Raw genomic sequence first — 19,908 nt, forward strand, 5'->3', positions numbered from 1 at the left:
GAAAGAAGGTATCCTATGCTCCATTCTTCCTCCCGGACTGGCGGGAACCGTGCCTGGCTCTACCTGCTCCCTGCCGTCCTGGTGTTTGTCATTTTTTATTACCGACCTTTGCTGGAAGACGCCTACCTGAGCTTCTTCCAGTGGAACATGATCAGCCCCACCATGAAATTCGTAGGACTTTCCAACTACCAGCAGATCTTTGCCAGCAAGGAATTCGGCAAAATCTTGGGGAACACCGGGGTGCTGGTGGTGCTCCTCCTCATATTCAACTTCCTGCTGCCCTACGGGTTCGCCTTTGTGCTCACCCAGCTGATTGGGAACAAAAAGGCCCAGGCCCTGTTCCGCTCGGTGTTCTTCCTGCCCAGCACCATTTCCCTGGCGGTGGCCAGCATCATCTTCCTGTGGATGTACAACCCACTGGCAGGGCCGGTATCCCTGGTGCTGAAGGCCTTCGGGCTGGAAAGTCCCCGCTGGTTCAAAGAAAGCGGGCTGGTGATCTTTGCCCTGTCCACCATCATCGGCTGGAAAGCCTTCGGCTATAACCTGATTGTATTGATTGCCGCCATGGTTTCCGTGCCCCGGGAACTGATCGAGGCGGCCAAACTGGAAAATGCCTCCAACTGGACCATTTTCCGGAAGGTGATCGTGCCCATGACTTCCCCTACTGCCCTCTACGTGTTCACCATCACCATCATCTTCGGTCTCCAGTACATGCTGGTGCCTACCAACATGCTGACCCAGGGGGGCCCGGACCAGGGCAGCTCCAATATTGTCTATATCGTCTACCAGTATGCCCTGGTATTTTTCCAGACTGGGAAAAGCGCTGCCTTTGCCATGCTGTGTATGGCCGTCTACGTGATTTTCCTGTTCCTGAAAGCCCGTTTCCTGGACAAACGGGTCCATTATGAAAACTGAGGAGGCTGCCATGCACAATCCTGAACCTGCTTCATCCCTGTGGGAAAAAGGCTGGATCCTCGTCATGGGACTGGCTGCTTTCCTCATGCTCTATCCCCTGCTGTTCATGTTCTCCACTTCCTTCAAGGATATGAACCAGATTTTCCAGGCCTCTTTGAATCCCTTTTCCTGGCCTCCCACCATGGCCAACTATGAAGTGGTGCTGGAAAAGTTCCCCTTCTACCAGTACCTGGGGAACACCCTGTATATCGCTGTCATCGTAACCCTGGGGAAATTGGCCACCAGCCTGTTGGCTGCTTTTGCCTTTGTCTATTATGAATTCCGAGGGAAAGAAAAGCTCTTTTCCGCCATGCTGCTGACCTTTTTCATCCCCACCACAGTGCTGGTGATGCCCAACTACCTGCTCATGAGCAAAATGGGCCTCCTGAACAATCCCTGGGGTGTCATCCTGCCGGAACTGGCAGACGGCATGGGGATCTTCCTCCTGCGCCAAACCATGCGGGGCATCCCCCGAGCGCTCCTGGAAGCCTCCCGGCTGGACGGGGCCACCCCCTTTACCATCCTTCGGCGGATCATCCTGCCCCTGGTAAAACCTTCTATCTTTGCCACCAGTATCTTTTTCTTTATCAATTCTTGGAATGAATATTTCTGGCCGCTTTTGATCCTGGCGGACCGGGACAACTATACCCTGCCCCTGGCCCTCCAGATGTTCATCAGTGCTGAAGGGGGCAGCGAATGGGGCATCGCCATGGCCGTTGCCATGTTCACCACCCTGCCGCCCCTGATCCTGTATCTGTTCACCCAGAAATTCATTCTCAATACCTTCATGCAGTCAGGCATGAAGGGCTGAAAGGACAATGCCATGCAAGAAAATACTTCTTCTTCCGGTCTCACTTTCCATCATGTTTCCAAAGTCTACGGCACCAATCAGGTGGTCCGGGACCTGGATTTTTCCATCCAGCCCGGAGAACGGCTGATCCTCCTGGGACCTTCCGGCTGCGGCAAGACCACCACCCTGCGGATGATTGCCGGACTGGAATCCATCACCAGCGGTGACCTGTACATGGGCGGGACCCGGGTCAACGACCTGGCTCCCGGCGAACGGAACATCGCCATGGTGTTCCAAAGCTATGCGCTCTATCCCCACATGACTGTATGGGACAACATCACCTTCGGCCTGCAGATCCAGAAACTGGACCCCAAGGAAATCGCCCAGCGGACCAACCAGGCAGTGGAGATTCTCCAATTGGATGGATTGACCCAGCGCTACCCCAAAGAACTCTCCGGGGGACAGAAACAGCGGGTAGCCCTGGCCCGGGCCATTGTGAAAAAGGCACCCTACTTCCTGCTGGATGATGTGACCCCAAAAAGTTAGACCTTAGTAACGAGATGGTTTTTACTGTCTCGTTACTTTTTTATGCTGCCAGCAAAGAAAGCCTGTATTGAACAGGACTTTTCCAGCCCAGTTTTTCCTTGATCCTTTGTTCGTTATAGTATTTGATGTATCGTTCGATAGCGGCTTTTAGTTCTTCGTAGCTGTAGTAGATCACTCCATAATACATTTCCTGTTTCATTAAGCCGAAAAAGTTTTCCATTACAGCGTTATCATGACAGTTACCCTTTCGAGACATGCTCTGAAAAATTCGTTCTTTTTTTAGTTTCCTGGTATAGGCCTTCATTTGGTATGCCCAGCCCTGATCGGAGTGAAACGTTCTTCGATATGGACAATCAGCAGTAATTTCGATTGCTTCAGCTTGAGCTTCCAGTATGCTTTCAGCCGAAGGACGTTTGGCTATTCCATAGCTGATGATTTCATCATCGAACATGTCCAGGAAAGGATCCAGATAAAGCTTGTGCAGGGTCAGATGTCCCTGTGTATCTACTTCATAATATTTGAATTCTGAAGTATCGGTCGTAATCTTCTGATGTGGGATATTCGTCTCAAAACGACGATGTATTCTATTCGGAGCAATGGTCCCTACCTTACCCTTATAGGAACTGTATTTACGGCTTTTCCGGGTAAAGGATGTTACCTGAAGGCTCAGTTTCTGCATGATACGTTGAACTTTCTTCTTGTTCACGCAAATCCCTTGATTCTTCAGCTCACCGGTCATGCGCCGATATCCATAATCTTTATGCTGGCTGCGGATTTCCTGTATTTTGTCCTCTACTTCCTGGTCTGGATTCACGCGGTCAAACCGTTTCTGCCAGTACATATAGGTCGCTTTGGGCATTTGAGTATAGGAGAGAAGGTCTTTCAATTTGAATGATCTTCGGAGACTGGAGATGATTTTCGCAACTCTCTCATTTTTGCTTCGTCCTCTAAACGCAGTCTCCTCAGTTCTTTTAAAAAAGCATTCTCTATACGGAGTTTAAGATTTTCATCCTCTAACTCCTTGACATGTTCCACACTGATGTCGACCATCGGCTGCTGAACCTGGGTATCTGTTTTTTTGGTTTGAGATTTGTTCAAAGTTCTCTTCCTGCCTTTTTTATGTGACCGTAAAGCATCTGGTCCCGCAATTCTAAATTCATTGACCCATCTGGCAATCATTGATGGGTTGTTGATCCCTACTTGAATTGCTAGTTCCTGATATGAGATTTCATTTGTTAAGTAAGACTCTACCACAGAAAGTTTTTCTTTGAAAGAGTATATTTTTTGAGAGCGGGATCTTTTCAGTCCATCATCACCAAATGCCTTGTAAGCAGCAACCCACTTTAGCAGCTGGCTGCTACTTGCCATCCCATATTTACGTGAAATAGAAATACACCCTTCGTCACTGTTCAAATATTCCAGTACTATTTTTTTCTTAAATTCATAGCTGTGTTTTGCCATAAAAAACTGACCCCCAATTGTTAGATTTTTGGTCTAACAATTGGGGGTCAGCTCAGGATGAGCCCCTTTCCAACCTGGATGCCAAGCTACGCCAGCAAGCCCGGACCCAGCTGGTGAAGATCCATCAGCTCTACAACCCCACCATGATTTATGTGACCCACGACCAGGTGGAAGCCATGACCGTCGCCACCCGGATCGCCATCATCAACCAAGGGACCCTCCAGCAGATCGGGACTCCGGAAGAAGTGTATCACCGGCCGGCCAACACTTTTGTGGCCCAGTTCATCGGTACCCCAGCCATGAACCTGCTGCCTGCCCAGGTCCATACGGATATCCTCCAATGGGGAGACCACCGGCTTCCCGTACCGTCCTTTGTAGAAGAGAAGATCCGACTCCAGGACCGGGTGATCCTGGGGATCCGGCCGGAAAAATGCCGATTTTCCGACCAACCCATGATCCCGGCAAAAAGAATCTACACCGAAGACCTGGGAAGCCACTGGATCACTTATCTGGAACTACCTACCGGCGAAAAGCTCCAGGTAAGCAGCCCGGCTCCCATGCCGGAAGACGCCCAGGGCATTGCCTTTGCCTGGCAGGATGCCTGTTTCTTTGACGGAACGAAGGAGGAACTGTTATGAAACTTTCTATCAGCGACCTGGCCTATGCCGGGTTCCGGTATCACGATTTCTGCCAGCTGCCCAAAACCTGCGGCCTGGAATTTTTCTACGAATTCGGTACTCCCACCTACTGGGATACGGTGCTGCCCCTGATGCTGGAGGGCCGGCAGAACGGAGTCAGCGTCCACGGCCCCTGCGTCCAGGTAAACTTGGCGGTGGACGAAAATGTCCGGTTCCTGGAAGTGTTCCTGGACACCTTCCGGTATGCCCAAAAGATCGGGGCAGAATTTGTGGTGGTCCACACCAATGAGGCTCTTCCGGAGGAAGACCCCTTTGTGCTACGGCAGCGGGTGATCCGGAAGCTGGCCCTGCTGCTCCAACTGGGCAAAGAAATGGGCGTCACCCCCGTGATCGAGAACGTGGGACTCCGGCCTTCCGGCAGTCTGCTCTTCGACCGGGAACAGTTCCTGGAACTACCCCAGATCTTCCCGGAAGCGGGATTCCTGTTAGATGTGGGCCACGCCCATGTAAACGGCTGGGATCTGGCCGCCACTGTCCGGGCTCTGGGGCACCGGCTGAAAGGCTGCCACCTCCACGACAACGATGGTACCGGAGACCAGCACCAATATCTGGAAAATGGAACCATCCAGTGGGCCCCCTTCTTTGAGGCCCTGAAAGAAAAGGCCCCGGAAGCCCGGCTGGTACTGGAATACGCCAAACTGCCCCCAGAAGGGATGGCAAAGCATGTGGAGAGTGTCAGGAAGGAATATGGGATATGAAAAAGGGGCTGCTGCCCATGCAGCAGCCCCTTGCTTTTCCTCCTGCTCCCTTGTATAATGACAATTGTATATAAAATAATTACAGGAGGAGCTATCTCATGAACCATCCCCTGCTCCACCAGCCCATCCCTCTGGGTTCCCTGACCCTGAAGAACCGTCTGGTGCTGCCTCCCATGGCTACGGAAAAAGCGGACAAAGGCCAGGTGACCCAGGCCCTTGTGGATTATTATGGAAATATGGCCCAGAGCGGGCCCGGTCTCCTGATCCAGGAACACTGCTTCGTCTCTCCGGAAGGCCGGGCCAGTGTCCATCAAATTGCTTTTGATGAAAGGGCGGATCTGGACGGATTGAAACGGATCACCGCCGCCGTCCATCAGCACCAGGTCCCCATCCTGGCCCAGCTGAGCCATGCAGGCAGTGCGGCCCATAAGGCCCTGACAGGACAGGAGCCTCTGGGGCCCAGTGCCGTCCTGAACCCGGCCCGGACCGCTTCCGCCTACGGACAGCCGGAACTGCCCCGTCCCATGGCGGAGAAAGATCTGATCCGGGTGCAGGACGCCTTCGCCTCAGCTGCCCTCAGGGCTTGGGAAGCCGGCTACGACGGAGTGGAGATCCACGCTGCCCACGGGTACCTGCTGAACCAGTTCTATTCTCCCCTCACCAACAAACGGACGGATGCCTATACCGGCAGCACCCTGGAAGGCCGTACCCGTTATCTCCGGGAAGTGATCCAGGCCGTACGGGCCGCCGTCTCGGCTGATTTTGTGGTGACCTTGCGGCTGGGAGGCGGTGACTACATGGAAGGCGGCTCCCGGCCGGAGGAACTGCCCCAGGCAGTGGAACTGCTGCAGCAGGAAGGCCTGGATGGCATCAGTTTTTCCGGCGGCATGTGCATCTTTTTCCGTCCCGGCCATCCGGAACCCGGTTATTTTGCGGAACTGTCCCAGGCCGCCAAAGAAACGGACCGGATCCCGGTGCTCCTTACCGGAGGCATCGAAACCGGAGATCAGGCAGAACACTTCCTGGCCACCGGTCAGGCCGATCTCATAGGCCTGGGCCGGGCCGCCCTGAAAGACCCTCAGGTGTTCCGGAAGATATTGGAGGAATAAAAAGAGGTGCTGTACGTGTTAATTTTCACACGTGCAGCACCTTTTCAACAATAAATTGTCAGCGGCCTTTTGCTGCTATAGGATTTTTTTCTCCCTGAGCCTAACCAATTCGCTATCCCGCAGGCCCAGTAGACCGCCAAAGACTGCTTTGTTATCCTGTCCAAGGGACGGTGCTGGTGTCCGGATCTTAGTCTGGGTATCCATCAGCTTCACGGCACAGCCGTTGACCGTAATCTTTCCCAGGGTGGGATGGTCCATTTCCACGAACATTTCCCGTTCTTTGACATGGGGATCAGCCAAGATTTGGGAAATGTCCAGAATAGGACCGGCAGGGATGCCATGACGCAGCAGGATTTCTACGGCTTCCTCCATGGTCTTATCTGCCAGCCAAGCTTCAAGGACCTCTTGGATGGCGTCCTGATTGGCCAGACGCCCGGACATATTTATAAATCGGGGATCTGTCACCATATCGGGCCGATCCAAGATTTCCACGCAAAGTTTTTCATAAAGGTGCTGATTGCCGGCAGCCACGATTACCACCCCATCCTTGCATCGGAAACCGTCATAAGGAGAGACCGAAGCATACCGATTGCCCATCCGCGGAGGGAGTTTCCCGCTTTCCAGATATTTCAAAGCGGTGTTCTCGGTGGCTGCAATGACACTGTCCATCAGAGAAACATCCACCCGCTGTCCTCGGCCGGTAAGGGACCGTGCATTGACGGCGGCCAGGATTCCGATCACCGTATGCAGTCCACCCAGTATATCGCCCAAGGCACTGCCTGCCCGGGTGGGAGCCCCGCCCTTGGGACCGGTGATGGCCATCATGCCGCCCATGGCTTGAGCCAAGATGTCATATCCTGGACGGCTGTGGTAGGGGCCGTAGCAGCCAAAGCCGGATACCGCTGCATAAATCAACTGAGGATTTAGTTCCTTCAAGGAATTATACCCCAGTCCCAGCTTATCCATAACCCCGGGCCGATAGTTTTCCACCACCACATCCGCCTTTTTTACCAGCCTGCGGAATAATTCTTTGCCTTCCGGAGCTTTCAGATTCAGGGTGATCCCTTTTTTATTCCTATTGAGATTGGCATAATAAAGACTTTCCCGTTTACCCAACAGATTTTTTTCTCGGAACGGAGGATAACTGCGGGTATCATCCCCGGTCCCGGGTCTTTCGATTTTGATGACCCTGGCCCCCATATCCGCCAGCATCATAGTACAGAACGGACCCGCAAGGACCCGGGTCAAATCCAGCACCGTCAGGTTTTCGAGTGCCATATGCCCGCTCATTTCAACTCCCCTTCATCCACATGGATCTTCATCCGCATCACAGCACTGCCCATAGATTTTCCTAAACTGTCCAGGCGCAGACTCATAGTCGCTCCCCCTCCCAGGGCATGTTCCATGACGAAGTTATAGCCACCCAGGGTGGGGATATCGTACCGTGTGATTTCTCCTTTGACCATATCTCCAAAATAGGTTTTCAGTTTTTCCGGTGTCACTTCCCGCCCTATAATGGCATAATAGCTTGGTTTCCGAGCGAAAACACAAACATTGCTGGTGTCCCCTTTATCCCCGCTGCGCCCATGGGCAATATCATTCAAATAGATTTCTGGCATTTCATTTCACCTCCAATATATGGCTTTCAATCTGAAGAGCATCCCGGGGCACACAAGTGGGCCACAGTGCCATGACTTCCTGTACATGAGGTCTGCCCCCAAAGAAAGAGGCTCCAGGGGGCCCATTCAGCTGCATGGGACTGACTTCTGGGATGATCTTGGCGCATTCTTTTTTATCTTTACTGAATATGGCAATCCGCAGGACACATTCATTCAGATTTGCCAGTGCCTCTTCGCTCATATCGGCCACCCCTAGATGCAGACTGTTTAGACCGATATAACTGATATGGACATCATCCGCTTTCATTCCCAGGCGCCGCATTTTCTTCATGATCAGTTCACCGCAGTACCGAGCTTTCTCATAAGCATCGGGCCAGGCGAAGGAAAGCATGGAAACTGTCTTCCAGCCTTTGTGATAACCGATACACAGTTTCAGGGTATCCGGTCTGGGCTTTCCTTTGATTCCAGAAATACGGACCCGATCCGGCCCCACCTGTCTGATAACAGCATGGGACACGTCCACATTGACGTCTGGAGTCAGATAATTGGCCGGATCCAGTATTTCATATAGAAACTGCTCTTTGCAGCTTTCTTCACTGATGATTCCCCCGCAGTCCGGTGCTTTAGTGATGTCCAGTGTCTCTTCGGTAAGTTCTGCTATGGGAAATCCCAATTCATCCATCCGGGGGACACTGCGCCAGTCATACATGAAGTTTCCGCCAGCACCCTGCCCCCCGCATTCCAGCAGATGGCCGGCCATGATTCCTCGGGCCAGATTGTCCCAGTCATCGGCTGCCCAGCCGAATTCGTGTTGCAAAGGAGCCAGGAATAGAGCGCTGTCAGCCGCCCGGCCAGTTACTACCACATCGGCCCCCTGAGCCAGACATCCTGCAATGCTTTCATGACCGATATAGGCATTGCAGTTGTAAATCTTATCAGCTATCTCCGTGAAATCTCCCTCACCGTCAAAGTTAGGAAATGTCCACCCATCCTTCAGCAATTGAGGGATCTTCTCTTTTATAGAGTCCCCGGTTACGTAACCGATTTTATACCCCGCCATGTGTTCCCCTTCTGCCCACTCCCGGATGGCATCCACACAGCCAGTGATATTCATCCCACCGGCATTGGTACAGATCCGGATGTGTTTATCCCAAGCTTCCCTGCCAGCTGAATGCAGCAGCCGGGTCACAAAATCTGGAGCATACCCCGCTTTGGGATTCTTTACCTGCTGCCTGGCCATGATGGACAGTGTCAGTTCTGCCAGATAATCACAACTCAGATACTGGATATCAGCCCTACGGATCATATGGATGGCTGCATCGGGGCTGTCCCCCCAAAAGCCCTGGCCACCGCCGATAGCGATTTTTTTCATCTGTCTCACCCCATTTTTGATATAAAGAAAATTAACATCTAGTTTTGTGCTTTCAATGTTTTATTTTCTATATCTTGCATTATAAGAGGGTTTTATGGTAATATCAAATTACTTGTATTCATCTTCATATTAGTTTAATTAATATCAATAGGAGCCATTATGGACTTTAACCTGGAATATTACCGTGCGTTCTACTATGCGGCCAAATTTGGCAGTTATTCCAAGGCCGCAGAGCATTTGTATCTGACCCAGCCGGCTGTCAGCCAATCCATCCATCGTTTGGAAAATAGCCTAGGCGGCTGTAAACTGTTTATCCGGAACTCTCATGGCATGGATCTGACCCCGGAAGGCAAACTGCTCTTTACTCATGTAGACAAGGCTTTTGAGCTGCTGACAGCAGGTGAAGTCAAACTATCCCGATTCAATAGCCTGGAAAACAGCGACCTGTATATCGGTGCCACTGAAACGGCCCTGGATTTCCATGTGCTGCCCCATGTCAATGCCTTTTCCCAACGGTATCCTCGGATCAGTCTCCATATCCAAGGCTGTCATTCTGGGGAACTGCTGGAAATGCTGAAAGCAGGCAAGATTGATGTGGCCTTCGGGGTGACACCGGTTTCCAGCAAATCCGGCTTCACATTTGCTTGTCTTCAGACTTTCCAAGATGTTTTTATTGCCGGTTCAGCTTTTTCAGATCTTGCTCTCCGGGAACTGGATCCAAAAGAGCTAACCCAGTTTCCCCTAGTGGTTGCCAGTCCTGGCAGCAGTTTTTCAGGGAACCTGACTCGCTGGCTTCAACAAGAACAGCTGGAATGGCAGCCCCGCTTCCATGTGCTGACTACTTCTTACATTCTTCCCTTTGTACAGAACAACATCGCTATCGGCTGTGTCCCCGAACTGTTTGCCCGGCAGTGGATACAGCAGGGGCAGATTGCTATCCTGAAAGTCAGGAAACTGCCGCCCCGGCGTTCCATTTTTGCCGCCTCCAATCCTGCCCTGCCGCTGAGTGCCGCCAGCCGGGAATTCATCCGGATCATGGAAGCTGAAGCCGACAGCCAGAAAACAGAATAGAAAACAGAACTATGGACAGGCTTCCCCGTTTTTTTCCGAAAAGAGCAAAGTGCTGCTGCATATGTGATTCTCACATATGCAGCAGCACTTTTTGGGTATCGCTTCACGAGTCTCCAGGCTCTTGGGTAAAATGATCAGCGGTCCATGATGGAACCATCATCCTGGAGATAGAATTTCCCATACAGTCCCTCGAATGGAAAACGGGTTTCAATGCCCTCTACCAGTTCAATGCCCAGCCCAGGCCCATCCGGGATCCGGATAAAACCATCCTGGAACAGGAATGGCTCCTTCATCTGCTCATCCAGCCGACATTTCCCTTCACTGTCCACAGGGTATTCCTGGATTTCGAAATTGGGGATACAGGCATCCAATTGCAGACAGGCAGCTGTAGAGACAGGGCCCAAGGGATTGTGGGGAATAACATAAATCTGTTTGGCTTCTGCCAAGGCAGCGATTTTCTTTCCAGCAGTGATTCCCCCAGCCAGACACAGATCCGGACGGATATAGGCGACCTTGGTTTCCGTCATCAGCTGGTCGAATTCCATCAGATTGATGAACCGTTCGCCCGTAGCTACTGGTATATCCACCTGAGAAATCAGCCGTTCCATAGCGAGGGGATTGTCGGGGATTGGATCCTCGTAAAAATAAGGATTGTACTTTTCCAGGATTTTCCCACAGGCAATGGCTTCTGCCGGCTTCATACCCCGATGGCATTCGATAGCGATATCCATGTCACCGCCCACTGCCCCACGGATTGCCTGGAGTTGTTTTTCCATCCGTTTCACCACCCGGGTAAATGATTCCGTGCCCCGGCCTTTTTCATCAGTCTCATGGCCCATGGAATAGCGGATGGCTGTATAGCCCTGTTTCTTCAACAACACGGCTTTTCGGGCCAGTTCTTCACAGGTATCTCCTTTATAGTTTACATAGATTCGCGCCTTATCCCTGACTTTTCCTCCCAGTAGTTCATAAATGGGAACACCGTAGTATTTCCCTTTTAGATCCCACAATGCAATATCGATCCCAGAAATGGCCGCCTGGATGATGGAACCTCGAAAATGCATAGCTCGCATCAGACCGGTATTGATGAATTCAATATCCAGGGGATTCCGGCCGATCAACAGCTTTTCCATAGTACGGACGCAGGCTGCCGTAGCTTCCTGGTAACACCAGGCGCCGCATTCTCCAATTCCCACCAGATCAGTATCCGTATGGATTTTCAGGAAGAGATACCTTTTTCCAGAAAGCAAAGTATCAATTTTCGTGATTTTCATGTTTGACCTCCTCAAAATGCCGGGTAGATTGTCATGACCCAGAAAACATAGCCCACGCTCAACAGGATGGAAAGGAGCCAACCCTGTTTCAAGAGTGCCTTCTGGTCATAGCCGCCTACAGACATGGCCAAAGGAAGGGCAGGTGTAGCCATGGGAGCCAGGATAGCGGCCAGTGCCCCAGAATATACCAGCAGGATTGGCCCGATGGGGTTGGCCCCCACTGCTTTGCAGGTCAGGATGGCAATGGGGATGAAGATTCCGATGACCGCTTTATTCAGCATGAGCTGAGTCAGCAGGAACGGTACCAGGAAAAAAATACCGCCTAGGAGATAACCGTTGTGGGATCCTGCCAGGAATTGGGAAACCGTTGCCCCTACGATATCTCCGGCACCAGTCACTGTGAGTGCTTTGGCCATGGCCAAACAGCCTACATAGATTGTAGAAGCAGAGACGGGAATCGCTGCAATAGCTTCTTTTTCTGTCAGTACACCGCAGAAAACCGTCAGACAGGCACCTCCAAAAGTGACCACCCAGGTAGGGATACCGTGAAACTGCTGGGTAATCAGCAGGAAAATCACCCCGAAGAAAATCACAACTCCCATAAGTTCCCCGAAAGGCGACAGGGGTTTCTTTTCCTTCGTTTTCGCCATATGATATTCAATCGGAACGACCGGCCTATCCGGCGCATGTTTAAACCCGTAAAAATAGGCCCACAGCAAGGTCACAATGGCCAGAGGCAGACGGGCGAACATGAAATCCAACGGGACCATGCGATACTGAGAAAGCCCGTATTCTGCAAGATATCCATTGTAAATCCCAGAATTGGTTATGGCGATGCTCAGTGGCAGGGCACAGCAGCAGACAATGGCCACCACGACCAACGGATAGGCTGTCTTGGAGGGTTCCAGATGGAAAGTTTCCGAAAGGGACAGACTCATAGGAAATACAATAGCAAAAACAGCCAAAGGACTGAAGATGAAGTTGGTCAGGAAAAATGCCATGATTAGATAACCTAAAAATGCATATTTCAGAGATCCCCTTGACCATTTCACGATGAAACGGGACAATTTTTCCGTGAATGTGGTGCGGTTCAGCCCGGCAGCTACAATGAACATGGTGATGATGATCATGTTGTTGGTATCCCCAAAACCGGCCAGCGCTTCCTGGGGCTTGAGACACTTAGTCACCACCAATGCCAGTAAGGTTGCCAGGGATACCACACTCATGGGGAATCGATTCCAGGCAAACAGAAGCATACACGCGGCAAAAATCGTAAGACAAATGGTTAGATTGCTCATCTCTACTTCCTCCTTCAGAATTCTTGTCTTTACTATATCTGAAGGCAGAAGTTTTTTCTTTGCTTATTTTTAGCATTCTATCTGAAATTTCAATGATTTTTCTTTTGGATGCAGCTGTCGAGCATAGTATAATGACTAAAAAAACAGCCTGTTCCTCCGTTCTCTGCCGGCGGAAAACAGGCTGTCTGCCAATTCTTTGTTGTCAAAATGGATATAAGATTCCATAATTTATGACCTAGTCGATTTTTCAGATTCCGGACAGACTTTTTCATAGAAATTCCGAGTCTGTTTCCGGAGTTCTTCTGTCCGATTCAGGAGTATCCGAGCCAGTGCCTGGATTTCCTCCCGTTCCGGGAATGACTGCCCCTGACGTTCTTCTGCTGGAGTTTTTTCTGCTTCTCCATAGGTGCTGTATCTTTCTAGTATGGACCAAATCTCTTTATTGCTCTGGTCGATGTATCTGACATGGTAATCTTTCACGTCTCGTACTTCGATATCTTCGAGCAGTTCCCGGTACTGAGAAGGTGTCCTTCCAAAAACTTCCTTGAATTTCACATTGAAAGATTTCAAGTTTTGGAACCCGTTATCCGTGGCGACCTCCAGGATCTTTTTGGTTGTACGGTCCAGTTCACGGGTAGCTTCCCGCAGTCTTTTCCGGGTTACATATTCATAAAAGTTGACCCCTATTTCCTTTTTGAACAGCTGAGACAAGTAATTTGTACTGTAACCGATTCTCTCCGCAGTTTCTGTCAATGTCAGTTTCTCCATATAATGGGCATCGATAAAATCCGTGGCCATCCGCAGTTTTTCGACTGTTTTCTGTGTCCTCTTCTTTTCTTCCGGATCCGGATCCTTATAGTATCGGGTCAGGAGGAAAAGTACGTCATAAAAAGACTGAAAGAAAGCAATTTTATCCATCTTGTCCCGCTTCACCATGGCCAGCATCATGGCAGCCATATCCCTGCGGAATACAGGATACCAAGTTGACTGTTCCGGATACATCCTGGAGTTTAAGGTAAATGTCATGTTCTGGCAGCCAGGACCGTTGTCGGAAAAAAATACCGGGTCCAGGCGAAAAAGCAGGGCGATGCTTTTTGGTTCCCGAGCCAGGGTGGCATGCCCGATTCCGGGATTGACCAAAACCAAATCGCCGGGCCGCAAAATGGTCCTCACTCCGTTGTTCAGCAGCTCCACTTCACCTTTCAGCAGCAGGAGCAGTTCCAAATCCCTGTGCCAATGATAATGGAATGTACCAATCTTGTAAATATACTCTTTCAGGGCAAGATGGTTCTGCGGCTCTTCATAAAAAAAATGAAAAGGCACTGCCATATTGTTTCTCCTTTCGTTCAAACATCTCATTTCCCTGCTCCATCATCAGGGTACAACTGTGCTGTTGGGTATTTTATTTTAAAATAAAACGAGACATTTTACAACCATACATCAAAAATCTTATGCTTATTGGGAAAAATAGTGAAAAAGGACTGCTGCACATGTGTGGTTTTCGCACGTGCAGCAGCCCCTTTTCCTTACACTCTTTCCCCGTTGATGAATACTGCCACCGGATCCTGGATCACCACGAAAGGTTTGTCCTTCCAGATGACAAGGTCCGCGTCTTTGCCGACAGCCAGGTTGCCTACCCGGTCTTCCACGCCCATGACCCTTGCCGGGTTGATGGTCACTGCCTCCAGAGCCCGTTCATAGGGCATTCCTTTGGCAATGGCCAAGCCCGCACAGAGGGGCAGATACTGGAGGGGAATCACCGGTGCGTCAGTGATCAGGCACACATCCCGGCCTTCCGCCAGTTTCACCACATTTTCAAAGCCTTTTCCGTGGAGTTCCACCTTGCTCCGATGTCCCAGGCTAGGTCCCAGCAGCAGAGGGATTTCCGGCCGTTTCCGGAGGAATTCCAGCACATCGGTTCCGCAGGTCACATGGTCCAAGGTGAATTTCAGGTGGAATTCATCACAGATCCGCACCGCCGTTACAATGTCGATGCCTTCATGGCAGTGGATCTTCAGGGCTTTCTCTCCCCGGATCACCGGCACCATGGGCTCCAGTTTCATATCGAATCTGTGATTGGGATCTTCTGCATAGGCTTTGGCCTGGAACAGAAAATTCCGCAGGGTAGCGGCGATCCCCATCCGAGTGGTCTCATACCCTTTCTTGGGATTTTCCCCCAAGGCACATTTCATGGCGAAATAAGGATCCAGGACCATATCATCGATGATCTCCCCCGCAGTCTTGATGCAGGCATACTGGCCGCCCACCACATTCAGGGACCCCGGGCCGCTGGCACAGGTGGTGATCCCTGCTTTACGCGCTTCCTGGAAGGTTACGTTCTGGGGATCGATGGCATCGATGGCCCGCATTTCCGGGGACAGGATGCTCTTTTTCTCGTTGTGGTCGGAATAGAATTCTCCCTGGGAATCTGCCTTCAGTCCCAGATGGGTATGAGCGTCCACCAGGCCGGGCGTCACATACATTTCCTGGACATCCAGCTCCACCTCTTCTTCGGCATCGATATGGGGAGCGATCTGGGCGATTTTCCCATCCCGGATCAAGATGTCATAGATGCCCCGTTCCGTACCGGGGTTCAACAGATTGGCATTGCGGATCAGCATAGTTTTACCTCCTTATATCGTTGGTCGTTCATCGTTCGTCGTTGGTCGTTCAACGTTCAGCGCAAAGCACTGCCCTCTGCACGCTGCACTTCCCACACCACTCAAATATACAGCGTCACCCCCGGCCCGATGGGCAGATCCAGGAGCATCCAGACGATGAACATGGCAGTCATGGTAGACAGGAGCACCATGGAATAGGGAATGGTCAGGGAGAATATGGTCCCCATCCCGATATCCCGCTGTTCCGTTTCTCCCGGCCGCAGGGGGATCAGCCCTTCACTCTGGTATTCTTCCAAGAGACCGATGATCACCGGCAGGGCTGAATGGAGAGGGGAGCAGATATTGGTGCAGGAATCCCCGATCCGGTAGGCCAGCTGGGCATAAGCTGGATGCACATGGAGAATGGCGAACATGGGAACAATCATAGGTGCAATCAAAAGCCACTTGGAAGAGCCGCTGGTCATGAAGGGGTTCACCAGCGTGGTCACAAGGATAACCAAGAGGCAGAGAGGCAGCACGCCCACATCGGCCCCTTTCAGGATTTCTGCTCCGGCAATGGCGACAATCCGGAAGATGTTGGATTTATTCACCATATCGATGAACACGCAGGCCATAAAGGTGGTGGTCATGAGGGGAATGGCTGTCTTCAGTCCGGCGTTCAGGATGCCAGCCAGGTCACGGCCTTTCTTGATTTGCCCGGTGGCAAAGGCATAGGGCATACCGGTGCTCACGAACAGGAAGGCGATGATCATGGTGATGCCTTGGAACAATGGAGATTTTGGCAGGAAGCCGCCCGCCTCGTTCCGCAAAATGGCATCCTGGGGTACGGTCAAAAGGGCCATCACCGCCAAGAAGAACAGGAACCCGTAAGCACTCCAACGCAGGCCCTTTTCCTGCTCCGGCGTGGGTTTATATTTTTCCAAAAGGGAACGGTCTACCACACCTTCCCCATCCCCCACCATCTTGCAGACCACTTTTTCCGTGAACAGGGTCAAAGTAATGGCTAGGAAGAATGTGGCGGAAGCCATGAAGAAATAGTTGATGGCTGGGTTGATGGCCACAGGAAGGCCCATCTGTTCCACGATGTTTTCCGTAATGCCGGCCAGCAGAGCATCCGTTCCAGCCAGGAACAGGTTGGCCGTAAAACCGCCGCTGCACCCTGCATAGCCCAGGATCACCCCAATGAGAGGATTTCGGCCCATGGCGTGGAAAATGACCCCGCCGATGGCCAGGGAGAAGTAGGTCCCGGCATCGCTCATCAGGTTGGCATTGACAGCCATAAAAGCAACGGCAAAAGTGATCAGGGATTTAGGAGCCTTCAGTAAGTATTTTTTCATCAAGGTCTCAAAGAAGCCGGTCTTATCGATGAAAGCCGTTGTAGCCATCATGACCAGGGTCAGCTTCAGGGGGGTATACCCCACATAGATGTCCGGATATTTGGTGATCAGATACCGGAGGTTGTCTGCAGACAGCAGATTGACCACCTTTACCGTCACTTCTTTTCCGGCAGCGCCTGCCGTCTTAGAGGCGCTGTAGTAGGTGATACTGGTTCCCAGCTGGCTGAAAATAAAGGATAAGACCAGAATTGCCACCAGGAGGATACCAAACAGGATGAAGGGATGCGGGAGTTTGTTGCCGCCTTTTTCGATGATATCAATAAAGCGGTTCATGAGAGATTTTTTTTCTTTTTCCATGGGATCACCTCTTATAATGATTTGATTACACTCATTATAAGAGATATTGAATTATTCGTCTAGTATGAATTTTATTAATTTACGATAATTTCCAATAATTTATCTTTCTGTCAAAGGACTGTGTACCGTCAAGGCAAAAGAGCAGAATTCTGTATATTCCAAATGGACAATTGAAAAGGGAGCTGCTGCGTGTGCAAATCCACACATGCAGCAGCTCCCCTTTTCATTGACCATTCTCCCGGTCTTGCTCTTCTTCAGCCGTCTCTTCCGCAGCAATGGGAAGCTGTTCCGCTCCTTCCAGCTGGGCCACGATGATATCCACCCGGTCCACCTGGAAATCCGTGATCCGGACCACTTCTTTCACCACGGCTTCCCGCAGTTCTTCCACAGTTTCCGGAATGGAAGCATCATAAGCAGCGGACACTTTCAGGACAAAACTCACATGGCCTTTTTTCACCGTGCCATTTTCCTGGACTTCCGCATCCGTCTTTTCCACCGAGACTGCAGGAGTATTCTTCCCGGCCAGCCCCTTGGCAAAAGACATGAGGCCGCCTCCGCTCTGTTCCCACAGGGTCACTTTCTCCACCCGGGCAGCAGCCAGACGGACCAGCTGGACAAAAACTTCTTCACAGATAATGGTTTTTCCCTGGATCATGGAATCAGCTCCTTTTTACCGGAACTCTACCTTTAGATGCTGCCGGTCCACCAAACGGTTATATTTATACTTGGGATACCCCACCAGCAGAGTCCCTACAATGACTTGTTTCTGAGGCACCTGGAGCAGTTCCCGCAAGGGGGCATAATCTGCCCGGGCACAGGTTTCAATAAAGCCCATGATCGTGGTTCCCAGGCCCAGGGTGGGTGCATATAGTTCCACATAGGCCCAAGCCTGTTCGCAGTTGCTCACACCAGTGACGTTCAGCCGGCGGGCCAGGGCAAAGACCAGCTGTTTGGCATTCCGTCCGATGATATCCACGCCCCGGTCCCGGTAGACTTCCAAGACTTTCCGGAAATACCGGCGGCGGGGAGAATTGTTGTCGATTTCCTCCTGCATCCAGTCGGCCACACAGTCCGTGATCTTTTTGATCAGTTCCCGGTCTGACACAACAATATAGTACAAGCCCTGGGAATTGGCAGCTGTAGGAGCATACCGAGCGATATCCAGCAACTGCTTCATCTTTTCTTCGCTGACCAGTTCAGGCGTGAAATTCCGGATGCTCCGGCGCATACGCAGGAAGTTGTAGGCCGTCTTGGCATCCAGCACTTCCATGGGGATGGGTTCAGTCTCTGCATAAGGGCAGCGGGAATTGTCAAGAGCACCGGTGGGGCAGACGGAAACGCAGTGACCACAGGACATGCAGGACATATCATTGATGCAGACGGGGCCGTTTTCTCCCATTTCAATGATACAGCTGGGACAGACTTTGGAGCAGATCCCACACTTTACACATTTATCTTGATCAACCGTTAAAATTCCAACCAAATAAAACACCTCATATTCTCTTGGACAGCTTCGGTGCCGGGCAAAGCGGCAAACCCATTATAATTTAAAAAAAGCCGGACATCCGTCCGGCATGATTTGCAATTGGCTCCCCGAGTAAGACTCGAACTTACAACAACTCGATTAACAGTCGAGTGCTCTACCATTGAGCTATCGGGGAATCTCAACGAAGATTATTCTACACGAAATCTTCATTGGTGTCAACAACAAATTTCAAAAAGACGGGATTTTTTTATTTTTCCATTTCCAAGGTCTTCTTCATCCATTGATGGAGCACGCCCTCTTCTGGTTCTTCCGGCCCATAGGCCTGATACCCCAGGGTTTCGTAGAAATGCCGGGCCCGTACTTGGGCATGGAGCTGGATTTCCCGTCCGCCCAGTTTCCGGACAGCCTCCTCCATCCCCCGGATCAGTTCCGATCCCACACCGGTTTTCCGCAGGGCTTTTTTGACAGCCACCCGCCCCAGGATCCAGGTTCCTGGTTCTGGGCCTGGGAAGAACCGGCAGACCCCTACAGGCTGGCCTCCATCATCCCACAAGAGGCCATGATGGGCCGTGCGGTCGGTTTCATCGAATTCCTCCTGGAAACCCTGTTCCCCGCAGAACACCTCTTCCCGCAGAGCCCGTGCTTCTTGAGGCAGCTGTTCGTAAGCCGTAAAACGCATGTTGTTTCCTCCTTTTGTGAAAGCACAGGGGTGCTGCACGTGATCCGCGCAACACCCCTGTGATCGGTTATTTTTTAGAACGAAGCCTGAGATATTCCTTTTTCAGGGCATCGAATGTCTCATCGCAGATATCGTGCTCAATCTTGCAGGCGTCATGTTCCGCATGTTCCCGAGATACCCCCAGGGACATAAGGATATGGGTCAGCACCTGATGCCGTTCATAAATCCGTTCGGCAATATCCCGCCCCGCTTCCGTTAAGTTGACGAACCCGGATTCATCCACGGTGACCAGGCCCTCTCCCCGGAATTTTTTCATGGCCACGCTGATGGTGGGCTTAGAATAGCCCATTTCATTGGCTATGTCAATGGAGCGCACCAGCCCCAGCCGATTTTTCAGCACCAGGATGGTTTCCAGGTACATTTCCGTCGATTCAGATTCATGGTATTCCATTCATTTCACCTTATTGCTGCAGCATCCAAGATGCCTGAATTTTGATAGTCTTTACATACTATTCTACACTATGCAAAGGAAATGTGC

The 19,908-nt window shown here is 51.2% G+C and carries 20 protein-coding genes, 1 tRNA gene and 1 pseudogene; 7 read left to right on the forward strand and 15 right to left on the reverse strand.

Features of this window, described 5'->3' with window-relative positions:
- Positions 1 to 15 precede the first annotated feature (15 nt).
- The 3 genes and pseudogenes from BQ2657_RS10040 to BQ2657_RS10050 form a co-directional block, all read left to right on the forward strand.
- Positions 16 to 915, forward strand: a complete 900-nt coding sequence (locus BQ2657_RS10040) for a carbohydrate ABC transporter permease (RefSeq protein WP_075580484.1) — start codon at positions 16 to 18, stop codon at positions 913 to 915.
- Positions 916 to 925: 10 nt separating this feature from the next.
- Entirely contained in the window at positions 926 to 1,765 is an 840-nt protein-coding gene (locus BQ2657_RS10045) for a carbohydrate ABC transporter permease (protein ID WP_075580485.1), read from the forward strand.
- A gap of 12 nt (positions 1,766 to 1,777) precedes the next feature.
- Positions 1,778 to 2,272, forward strand: a pseudogene (locus BQ2657_RS10050) (ABC transporter ATP-binding protein); the annotation flags it as partial.
- 58 nt (positions 2,273 to 2,330) lie between these two features.
- Here the strand turns inward: BQ2657_RS10050 and BQ2657_RS13740 are convergent.
- Entirely contained in the window at positions 2,331 to 3,206 is an 876-nt protein-coding gene (locus BQ2657_RS13740; RefSeq protein ID WP_408607743.1) for an IS3 family transposase, read from the reverse strand.
- The gene (locus BQ2657_RS13745; protein ID WP_075578809.1) at positions 3,173 to 3,751 is read right to left on the reverse strand and encodes a helix-turn-helix domain-containing protein; all 579 of its coding nucleotides are present in this window, start codon (positions 3,749 to 3,751) and stop codon (positions 3,173 to 3,175) included. The genes BQ2657_RS13740 and BQ2657_RS13745 overlap by 34 nt, the downstream gene beginning before the upstream one ends.
- Positions 3,752 to 3,768: 17 nt before the next feature.
- On the opposite strand from BQ2657_RS13745, the gene BQ2657_RS13450 reads away from it, so the two are divergent.
- From BQ2657_RS13450 to BQ2657_RS10075, 3 genes are all read left to right on the forward strand, one after another.
- Positions 3,769 to 4,389 carry an ABC transporter ATP-binding protein gene (locus BQ2657_RS13450; protein WP_075580487.1) on the forward strand — a complete coding sequence of 207 codons (621 nt, stop codon included), beginning with the start codon at positions 3,769 to 3,771 and terminating at the stop codon, positions 4,387 to 4,389.
- A complete protein-coding gene (locus BQ2657_RS10070) occupies positions 4,386 to 5,147 on the forward strand; it encodes a sugar phosphate isomerase/epimerase family protein (protein WP_075580488.1) in 762 nt (253 codons plus the stop codon). Before BQ2657_RS13450 ends, BQ2657_RS10070 begins: the two co-directional genes overlap by 4 nt.
- Positions 5,148 to 5,245: 98 nt before the next feature.
- Positions 5,246 to 6,256 carry an oxidoreductase gene (locus tag BQ2657_RS10075; protein WP_075580489.1) on the forward strand — a complete coding sequence of 337 codons (1,011 nt, stop codon included), beginning with the start codon at positions 5,246 to 5,248 and terminating at the stop codon, positions 6,254 to 6,256.
- A 75-nt stretch (positions 6,257 to 6,331) separates the two neighbouring features.
- Here BQ2657_RS10075 and BQ2657_RS10080 read toward each other — a convergent pair whose 3' ends face one another.
- The 3 genes from BQ2657_RS10080 to BQ2657_RS10090 are packed head-to-tail and all read right to left on the reverse strand — an operon-like array spanning position 6,332 to position 9,247.
- A complete protein-coding gene (locus BQ2657_RS10080; RefSeq protein ID WP_198524552.1) occupies positions 6,332 to 7,534 on the reverse strand; it encodes a CaiB/BaiF CoA transferase family protein in 1,203 nt (400 codons plus the stop codon).
- A gap of 8 nt (positions 7,535 to 7,542) precedes the next feature.
- The gene (locus BQ2657_RS10085) at positions 7,543 to 7,875 is read right to left on the reverse strand and encodes an AtuA-related protein (protein ID WP_075580491.1); all 333 of its coding nucleotides are present in this window, start codon (positions 7,873 to 7,875) and stop codon (positions 7,543 to 7,545) included.
- 1 nt (position 7,876) lies between these two features.
- Complete coding sequence (locus tag BQ2657_RS10090) at positions 7,877 to 9,247, reverse strand: acyclic terpene utilization AtuA family protein (RefSeq protein WP_075580492.1); 1,371 nt, start codon at positions 9,245 to 9,247, stop codon at positions 7,877 to 7,879.
- A gap of 159 nt (positions 9,248 to 9,406) precedes the next feature.
- Here BQ2657_RS10090 and BQ2657_RS10095 point away from each other — a divergent pair, with 159 nt between their 5' ends.
- Positions 9,407 to 10,318: a LysR family transcriptional regulator gene (locus BQ2657_RS10095; RefSeq protein ID WP_075580493.1), complete on the forward strand. Its 912-nt coding sequence runs from the start codon at positions 9,407 to 9,409 to the stop codon at positions 10,316 to 10,318.
- 134 nt (positions 10,319 to 10,452) lie between these two features.
- On the opposite strand, the gene BQ2657_RS10100 is transcribed toward BQ2657_RS10095, so the two are convergent.
- The 10 genes from BQ2657_RS10100 to BQ2657_RS10145 all read right to left on the reverse strand — a co-directional run bounded on the left by BQ2657_RS10100 (position 10,453) and on the right by BQ2657_RS10145 (position 19,821).
- The gene (locus BQ2657_RS10100; RefSeq protein ID WP_075580494.1) at positions 10,453 to 11,592 is read right to left on the reverse strand and encodes a mandelate racemase/muconate lactonizing enzyme family protein; all 1,140 of its coding nucleotides are present in this window, start codon (positions 11,590 to 11,592) and stop codon (positions 10,453 to 10,455) included.
- A gap of 11 nt (positions 11,593 to 11,603) precedes the next feature.
- Positions 11,604 to 12,890 (reverse strand): SLC13 family permease, encoded by a 1,287-nt coding sequence (locus tag BQ2657_RS10105; protein ID WP_075580495.1) that lies wholly within the window; start codon positions 12,888 to 12,890, stop codon positions 11,604 to 11,606.
- A 228-nt stretch (positions 12,891 to 13,118) separates the two neighbouring features.
- Positions 13,119 to 14,219: a helix-turn-helix domain-containing protein gene (locus tag BQ2657_RS10110; RefSeq protein ID WP_075580496.1), complete on the reverse strand. Its 1,101-nt coding sequence runs from the start codon at positions 14,217 to 14,219 to the stop codon at positions 13,119 to 13,121.
- A 197-nt stretch (positions 14,220 to 14,416) separates the two neighbouring features.
- Positions 14,417 to 15,511: an amidohydrolase family protein gene (locus tag BQ2657_RS10115; RefSeq protein WP_075580497.1), complete on the reverse strand. Its 1,095-nt coding sequence runs from the start codon at positions 15,509 to 15,511 to the stop codon at positions 14,417 to 14,419.
- 101 nt (positions 15,512 to 15,612) lie between these two features.
- Positions 15,613 to 17,181, reverse strand: coding sequence for an AbgT family transporter (locus BQ2657_RS10120; protein WP_075581066.1), 1,569 nt, complete (start codon positions 17,179 to 17,181; stop codon positions 15,613 to 15,615).
- A 247-nt stretch (positions 17,182 to 17,428) separates the two neighbouring features.
- Positions 17,429 to 17,860, reverse strand: coding sequence for an Asp23/Gls24 family envelope stress response protein (locus tag BQ2657_RS10125; protein WP_075580498.1), 432 nt, complete (start codon positions 17,858 to 17,860; stop codon positions 17,429 to 17,431).
- Between the two features lie 15 nt (positions 17,861 to 17,875).
- Positions 17,876 to 18,688 carry a nitroreductase family protein gene (locus BQ2657_RS10130; RefSeq protein WP_075581067.1) on the reverse strand — a complete coding sequence of 271 codons (813 nt, stop codon included), beginning with the start codon at positions 18,686 to 18,688 and terminating at the stop codon, positions 17,876 to 17,878.
- Between the two features lie 103 nt (positions 18,689 to 18,791).
- Positions 18,792 to 18,866 (reverse strand) — tRNA-Asn (locus BQ2657_RS10135).
- 72 nt (positions 18,867 to 18,938) lie between these two features.
- Entirely contained in the window at positions 18,939 to 19,370 is a 432-nt protein-coding gene (locus tag BQ2657_RS10140; RefSeq protein ID WP_075580499.1) for a GNAT family N-acetyltransferase, read from the reverse strand.
- Between the two features lie 67 nt (positions 19,371 to 19,437).
- Entirely contained in the window at positions 19,438 to 19,821 is a 384-nt protein-coding gene (locus tag BQ2657_RS10145) for a metal-dependent transcriptional regulator (protein WP_075580500.1), read from the reverse strand.
- Positions 19,822 to 19,908: the final 87 nt, after the last annotated feature.

Source organism: Acidaminococcus massiliensis (assembly GCF_900095825.1).
In the GTDB taxonomy this organism is placed as follows: domain Bacteria; phylum Bacillota; class Negativicutes; order Acidaminococcales; family Acidaminococcaceae; genus Acidaminococcus; species Acidaminococcus massiliensis.

Excerpts from the sequence above, each read along its gene's own strand:
- BQ2657_RS10040 (WP_075580484.1), top strand. The coding sequence starts at position 16 with ATGCTCCATTCTTCCTCCCGGACTGGCGGGAACCGTGCCTGGCTCTAC.
- BQ2657_RS10045 (WP_075580485.1), top strand. The coding sequence starts at position 926 with ATGCACAATCCTGAACCTGCTTCATCCCTGTGGGAAAAAGGCTGGATC.
- BQ2657_RS13745 (WP_075578809.1), bottom strand. The coding sequence starts at position 3,751 with ATGGCAAAACACAGCTATGAATTTAAGAAAAAAATAGTACTGGAATAT.
- BQ2657_RS10070 (WP_075580488.1), top strand. The coding sequence starts at position 4,386 with ATGAAACTTTCTATCAGCGACCTGGCCTATGCCGGGTTCCGGTATCAC.
- BQ2657_RS10075 (WP_075580489.1), top strand. The coding sequence starts at position 5,246 with ATGAACCATCCCCTGCTCCACCAGCCCATCCCTCTGGGTTCCCTGACC.
- BQ2657_RS10080 (WP_198524552.1), bottom strand. The coding sequence starts at position 7,534 with ATGGCACTCGAAAACCTGACGGTGCTGGATTTGACCCGGGTCCTTGCG.
- BQ2657_RS10085 (WP_075580491.1), bottom strand. The coding sequence starts at position 7,875 with ATGCCAGAAATCTATTTGAATGATATTGCCCATGGGCGCAGCGGGGAT.
- BQ2657_RS10090 (WP_075580492.1), bottom strand. The coding sequence starts at position 9,247 with ATGAAAAAAATCGCTATCGGCGGTGGCCAGGGCTTTTGGGGGGACAGC.
- BQ2657_RS10095 (WP_075580493.1), top strand. The coding sequence starts at position 9,407 with ATGGACTTTAACCTGGAATATTACCGTGCGTTCTACTATGCGGCCAAA.
- BQ2657_RS10100 (WP_075580494.1), bottom strand. The coding sequence starts at position 11,592 with ATGAAAATCACGAAAATTGATACTTTGCTTTCTGGAAAAAGGTATCTC.
- BQ2657_RS10105 (WP_075580495.1), bottom strand. The coding sequence starts at position 12,890 with ATGAGCAATCTAACCATTTGTCTTACGATTTTTGCCGCGTGTATGCTT.
- BQ2657_RS10110 (WP_075580496.1), bottom strand. The coding sequence starts at position 14,219 with ATGGCAGTGCCTTTTCATTTTTTTTATGAAGAGCCGCAGAACCATCTT.
- BQ2657_RS10115 (WP_075580497.1), bottom strand. The coding sequence starts at position 15,511 with ATGCTGATCCGCAATGCCAATCTGTTGAACCCCGGTACGGAACGGGGC.
- BQ2657_RS10120 (WP_075581066.1), bottom strand. The coding sequence starts at position 17,181 with ATGAACCGCTTTATTGATATCATCGAAAAAGGCGGCAACAAACTCCCG.
- BQ2657_RS10125 (WP_075580498.1), bottom strand. The coding sequence starts at position 17,860 with ATGATCCAGGGAAAAACCATTATCTGTGAAGAAGTTTTTGTCCAGCTG.
- BQ2657_RS10140 (WP_075580499.1), bottom strand. The coding sequence starts at position 19,370 with ATGCGTTTTACGGCTTACGAACAGCTGCCTCAAGAAGCACGGGCTCTG.
- BQ2657_RS10145 (WP_075580500.1), bottom strand. The coding sequence starts at position 19,821 with ATGGAATACCATGAATCTGAATCGACGGAAATGTACCTGGAAACCATC.